Genomic DNA, 1,071 nt, shown 5'->3' on the forward strand with positions numbered 1-1,071 from the left:
TGCCGGGCATCGAGGTCAGGACCTGGGAAAGAGGGTGGGCCTCCAGCAGGGTTTCGATCCGGGCTTCCAGAGCCCGGCGTTGTTCATGGACGGCGGCCAGCGACTTCGCCAGCGAAGGGACGATCACGTCGAGCGTGCCGGTGCCGGGGACGGTGACGGTCTGCTCGTCGAGCGCGTCGAAGATGTCGTCGACGAGCCGCTCGGCCATGCGTGGTGCTCTCGGGCGGACGACCTCAACGAGTTTGCGGCGGCCGGCCTTGCGCAGAGCTTGCGGGGACCCGTGGCGCTCGAGGAGCCAGGTCACCGCCGGGTGGTCCAGGCGGGGGCCCAGGACGCGCTCCAGGCTGGGGTGGAACTGGGTGAGCAGGCCGCGGATGCGGTTGCTGGTGCGGTTGGCCTCCCCGGCGAGGTCCTGGTCGAAGCCGACGAGCATGGTCAGCTCGGCGGTGACCTCGTCGGTCAGGTCGAGGGTGCGCAGGGTGTGAGGCATGGTGCGGGCGGCGTCCGCGATGACGGCCGCGTCCTTGGCGTCGGTCTTGGCCTCGCCCGGGTAGAGGTCGGCGATCCGTCGCATCGCGAGTCCGGGCAGGTAGGCGACCTGACAGCCCGCGTGGCGGGCGACGGTCAGCGGGAGGGCACCGATGGAGGCGGGCTGGTCCACGACCAGCAGAACCGTGCCGAACTTGGCCTGGAGCTTGTCGAAGACGGCCCGCAGCCTCGGTTCGCTGTTGGGCAGCGGCTTGTCGAAGACCTTCTTTCCGGCCGGAGTCAGTCCGTGGCCGTGATGTGCGTGCTTGCCGACGTCCAGGCCCAGGAAGACGCCCACCCCGTCGATGTCGACCATCGTGCCCCCAACATACGTCGATCCGTGCCGGCCCGGCAGCGGTGCCGTTCTCGCGCAGCCACGTTATGCAGACCTGCCGTCCGCGAACGGCCGGGCATTGCGCCCGGCCCGGCGGTGGTCGGACCTCTGATCAGCGTCTCCGACGGCACCCCTCGGGCCCGGTGACACCACCCCCCAGGTCATCCGTTCGACAGGGGGCAACAGTCATGCCGGGCCCGGAGGCCAGC

Annotated in this window: 1 protein-coding gene; it reads right to left on the minus strand. The window is 70.5% G+C overall.

What is annotated here, in order from left to right:
* Positions 1 to 844, minus strand: an 844-nt coding sequence (locus ABZ340_RS36605; protein WP_358786219.1) for an IS110 family transposase, incomplete at its 3' end; no start/stop codon positions are given.
* Positions 845 to 1,071: the final 227 nt, after the last annotated feature.

Source organism: Streptomyces sp. NPDC006134, assembly GCF_040628835.1.
In the GTDB taxonomy this organism is placed as follows: domain Bacteria; phylum Actinomycetota; class Actinomycetes; order Streptomycetales; family Streptomycetaceae; genus Streptomyces.